Annotated in this window: 3 protein-coding genes and 1 pseudogene; 3 read left to right on the plus strand and 1 reads right to left on the minus strand. The window is 72.3% G+C overall.

Features of this window, described 5'->3' with window-relative positions; translation table 11 throughout:
• From BKE38_RS32120 to BKE38_RS16045, 3 genes and pseudogenes are all read left to right on the plus strand, one after another.
• Positions 1–509 (plus strand): annotated as a pseudogene (locus BKE38_RS32120) (hypothetical protein); the annotation flags it as partial.
• 188 nt (positions 510–697) lie between these two features.
• On the plus strand, positions 698–1,885 hold the full coding sequence (locus BKE38_RS16040) for an acyl-CoA dehydrogenase (protein ID WP_076958302.1): 1,188 nt from the start codon (positions 698–700) through the stop codon (positions 1,883–1,885).
• A gap of 151 nt (positions 1,886–2,036) precedes the next feature.
• On the plus strand, positions 2,037–3,278 hold the full coding sequence (locus BKE38_RS16045; protein ID WP_242662383.1) for a class I SAM-dependent RNA methyltransferase: 1,242 nt from the start codon (positions 2,037–2,039) through the stop codon (positions 3,276–3,278).
• Here the strand turns inward: BKE38_RS16045 and BKE38_RS32125 are convergent.
• The coding region (locus BKE38_RS32125) for a hypothetical protein (protein ID WP_076958304.1) at positions 3,279–4,633 on the minus strand (1,355 nt) is incomplete at its 5' end.

Raw genomic sequence — 4,633 nt, forward strand, 5'->3', positions numbered from 1 at the left:
ACCGCGATCGCGGTGAGTCGCGCGGCGAAGGCCGCAGCGAGCGCGGCGGCGAGCGTCGGGGCGGCGAGAAGGAGATCGTCCGCCGCGGCGTCAACCGCCGCGACGAGGTCGAGGATCTGGGCGGCGAGACGCCGCCGCGCGAGGAGCGGAGCGAGCGTCGCGACGATCGCCGGGACGAGCGCCGCCGCGAGCGGGACGAGCGTCCGCGCGAGGATCGGCCCCGCGAGGACCGCCCGCGTGACGAGGCGCGCCGCGAAGGCCGCGGCCGCGACGAGAGCCGCCGGGACGAGCCGCGCCGCGAGCGCGACGATCGCCGGGAGCCGCGCCGCGACCGCGAGGAGCGCCGCGACGACCGCCGCCGCGACCGCGACGATCTGGGCCCGGCCGTGCTGGGCTTCGGCGACCAGGTGCCGGCCTTCATGCTGATCCCGATCCCCCGCCCGCAGCGCGATACCGCGCCGGCCGAGTCGGGGAACGGCAACCCCGAGCTCGGCGCCGAGGCTGCCTGACAAGACCCGCCGCCGCCCTCCCCGGGCGGCGGCGGCGTTTCGGGGGGTGGCCCGGCCCCATTGCGTCGGGGCGGTGGGGACGCCAATCTCCGCCCCGTCCATCCAGGATCACGGGCGCCGCCCAGGCTCACCTTGGCGCGCCCCACACGTGACGTGCCGCAGCCAGGCGCCTGCAGGAGAGAAACCCCATGAATGCCGTGACCCAGACCGCCAAGCCCAGCTTCGTGTGGGACGACGCCCTGCTGCTGGAGGACCAGCTCTCCGAGGACGAGCGGATGATCCGCGACGCGGCCCGCCAGTACTGCCAGGAGAAGCTGTTCCCGCGCGTTCTCGAAGCGAACCGCCATGAGGTCTTCCACCGGGAGATCATGAACGAGTTCGGCGAGATGGGCTTCCTGGGCGCGACCCTCGACAGCCATGGCTGCGCCGGCGTCAACTATGTCTCCTACGGGCTGATCGCCCGCGAGGTGGAGCGGGTGGACAGCGGCTACCGCTCGGCCTTCTCGGTGCAGTCGTCGCTGGCGATGTTCCCGATCTGGGCCTATGGCGCGGCCGAGCTGAAGGACCGGCTGCTGCCGGGCATGCAGAAGGGCGAGCTGATCGGCTGCTTCGGCCTGACCGAGCCGGATGCGGGTTCCGATCCGGGCTCGATGCGCACCCGCGCCAAGGCGGTCGATGGCGGCTACCTGGTCTCCGGCTCGAAGACCTGGATCACCAATTCGCCGATCGCCGACGTCTTCGTGGTCTGGGCCAAGGACGAGGCCGGCGACGTGCGCGGCTTCGTGCTCGAGAAGGGCATGAAGGGCCTGACCGCGCCGAAGATCGAGGGCAAGTTCAGCCTGCGGGCGTCGACCACCGGCATGATCATGATGGAGGAGGTCTTCGTCCCCGAGGGCAACAAGCTGGACGTGAAGGGGCTGAAGGGGCCGTTCTCCTGCCTCAACCGCGCCCGCTACGGCATCGCCTGGGGCGCGCTGGGGGCTGCCGAGTTCTGCTGGCACGCCGCCCGCTCCTACACCATGGACCGCAAGATGTTCGGCCGTCCGCTGGCGCAGACGCAGCTGATCCAGAAGAAGCTGGCCGACATGCAGACCGAGATCACGCTGGGCCTGCAGAGCGTGCTGCGCCTGGGCCGGCTGTTCGACGAGCATCGCGTGGCGCCGGAGATGATCAGCCTGTGCAAGCGCAACAGCTGCGGCAAGGCGCTCGACATCGCCCGCGTGTCGCGTGACATGCATGGCGGCAATGGCATCGCCGACGAGTATCATGTGATCCGCCATGTCATGAACCTCGAGGCGGTGAACACCTATGAGGGCACGCATGACGTGCATGCGCTGATCCTGGGCCGCGCCCAGACGGGCCTGAACGCCTTCTGACGTCTGGTTTGATCGTGTGATTCACGCTTTTCGGCGATTCCGCCTCAAGCGATCACACGAATGATGGGAGGTCCAGGAACCTCAGGTTCCTGGCCGGGGGTTCCAAGGGGGGCAGATGCCCCCCTTGTCTTGTTTTCAGGGGTACTGTGTTGTGGACGTGGTGATCGACGCTCTGGGTGCTGCCGGCGACGGCCTGGCCGTTGCTCCTGACGGGGCGCGCCTGTTCCTCCCCGGCGTGCTGCCCGGCGAGCGGGTGCAGGTCGAGGGCCCGGTGGTGCTGTCGCCCAGCCCTGACCGTGTCGATCCCCCCTGCCCGCATTACGGCCCCTGCGGCGGCTGCGTGACCCAGCACCTGGCGCTGGGCCCCTATTCGGCCTGGAAGCGCGGCCGGCTGGTCGAGGCGCTGGAGCGTGCCGGCTTCCGCGACGTGCCGGTCGCCGCCACCGAGGTCACCCCGCCCGCCACCCGCCGCCGTGCCGACCTGGCGCTGAGGCGGCGGCCCGATGGCAGCGTGGCGCTGGGCTTCCATGCCCGCGGCGACAGCGCCCGGGTCGAGGATCTGTCGACCTGCTTCGTGCTGGACCCGCGCCTGGTCGCGCTGTTCGAGCCGCTGCGGGCGATGCTGCGCAGCCTGCCCAGCCTGCGGCGGGAGGGTTCGGCGATGCTGAACCTGCTGGACAGCGGGCCGGATCTTCTTCTGCGTCTGGACGGGACGCCCGGGGTGCAGGAGCGGACCGCGCTGGCCGCCTTCGCCAAGGCGCAGGGCATTCCGCGCATCGCCGGGACCAGCCTGAAGGGCACGGTCAGCGAGACGCTGGCGCAGCTCGGGCCGGTCTCGATCGCCTTCGCCGGGGTTCCGGTGGCGCCGCCGCCGGGGGCCTTCCTGCAGGCGACGCCGCAGGGCGAGGCCGCCATCGTCCGCGCCGTGCTGGCCGGGCTGCCGAAGAAGCTGACCGGCAAGGCGCGCATCGCCGAGCTGCATGCCGGGCTGGGGACGCTCTCTTTTCCATTGTCGGCAGCGGCGCGGGTGGCGGCCTATGAGAGCGCGCCTGAGGCCGTGGCCGCCCTGGACGCCGCGGCGCGCAAGTCGGGCGGGCGGGTGGTGGCGACGAAGCGCGACCTGGTGCGGCAGCCGCTGGCGCCGAAGGAGCTCGAGGCCTTCGCCGCGCTGGTGCTGGACCCGCCCTTTTCCGGTGCTGCCGAGCAGATGCCGGCGCTGGCCCGCAGCAGCCTCGGCCGGATCGTCTATGTCTCCTGCAACCCGGCGGCGCTGACGCGGGATGCCAAGGTGCTGCTGGGCGGCGGCTGGCGGATCGAGGCGGCGACGCCGATCGACCAGTTCCTGTGGTCCGCCCAGCTCGAGGCCGTGGTGGTCTTCGCCAAGGGGAAGTAGCTAGCCCTCGTTCCCCCAGGGGACGTCGAGGTCGCGCAGCATGGCGGCGACCTCCGGGTGGCCGCGCTGGTCGACCAGGCCGAAGCTGGGCTCGCGGCACCAGACGATGAACTGGCCGTTGACGAAGACCGGCACGGACTCGGCGTTCAGCCGGCGCAGGAAGGCGCGGCCCAGCTGCACCAGCCCGCCCTTGCGCACCACCACCCAGTCGGGTTGCGGCTCGCCCGGCGCGGTCGGACGGCTGCGGGCATTGGCCAGCACGGCGGCCAGCGCCGCCGGAGCCAGCAGGCTTTCCTGGTCCAGCCGACGCTCGGCCAGGAAGTCGACCACCTCGGCCCAGGCGCGGTCGGTCTTCGGGAAGGTTGCGGGCTCGGGGTCGTCCTGGCCGGCGCGCAGCCGCAGGCGGCGGTGCAGGTCGTCCAGCAGCGCCATCTGCGACGGGCGCGGCGGGCGGACGAAGCCGGCGCGGACCACCGCCTGGGCCTCGGGGACATGGTGGTGGTCCAGCAGGCAATGCGCCAGCTCCAGCCGCAGCTGGGCGGTGGCATTGCCGGCGATCAGCGCCTGGCGCAGCACGCGCAGCGCCAGCGCCTCGCCGGCCGGGCCCGGATGGCGGCGGCGCATCAGGGCGGCCAGCTGCCGGGCATAGGTCGCGCAGAGCAGCCGGCGCGGGCGGATCAGCGGGCGCAGCACGGCATCCGGCACATGGCCGGTGTCGAGCGCCGCCTGCAGCATCGGCCGCACCCAGCCGGTGTCCACCGCGAAGCCGATCGAGTCATGGTTGACCAGCGGCGTCAGCACGCGCTGGACGGCGCCGGCTTCCTCGATCATCGCCGCGTGGCGGGCATCCTCGGCGAAGCGCGGGTCGTGGAACAGCAGGGCCTGGCCGGCGATGTCGCCGGGGGCGATGCGCATGCCGGCATGCAGCTCCGGCCGGTAGTAGTCGCGGCTGCGGCGGAAGTCGAAGTCGCCGACATCGTCCGGATGCACCGAGGCCTGGGGCGAGAAGGCCAGCACCACGTCGGCGCGCAGCCGGGCGCTGTATTTCAGCGCGGCATAGGCGCCCATGCTGAAGCCGTAGAGGATGATGCGGCGGTGGCGGTCCAGCACCGGCTGCAGCTTCGGCAGCAGCTCGGCCATGTCGCCCTGCGGGAACCAGCCGGCGGAATAGTCGGTCAGCCCCAGCACCGAGACGCCGAAGCGCGCCAGATAGGCCGCGCCCCAGATGTCGCGCGCCGGCTGGCGCGGCGCGATGGAGACGATCAGCGCCTCGCTGGCCTTGTCGCGATAGAGGGCGGCAACGCGGCCGGTGTCGTGCAGCAGGTCAGGCGGGGCGGCAGTGATCGGGACCGGGG

This window comes from Teichococcus deserti (assembly GCF_001982615.1).
Classification (GTDB): Bacteria; Pseudomonadota; Alphaproteobacteria; order Acetobacterales; family Acetobacteraceae; genus Pseudoroseomonas; species Pseudoroseomonas deserti.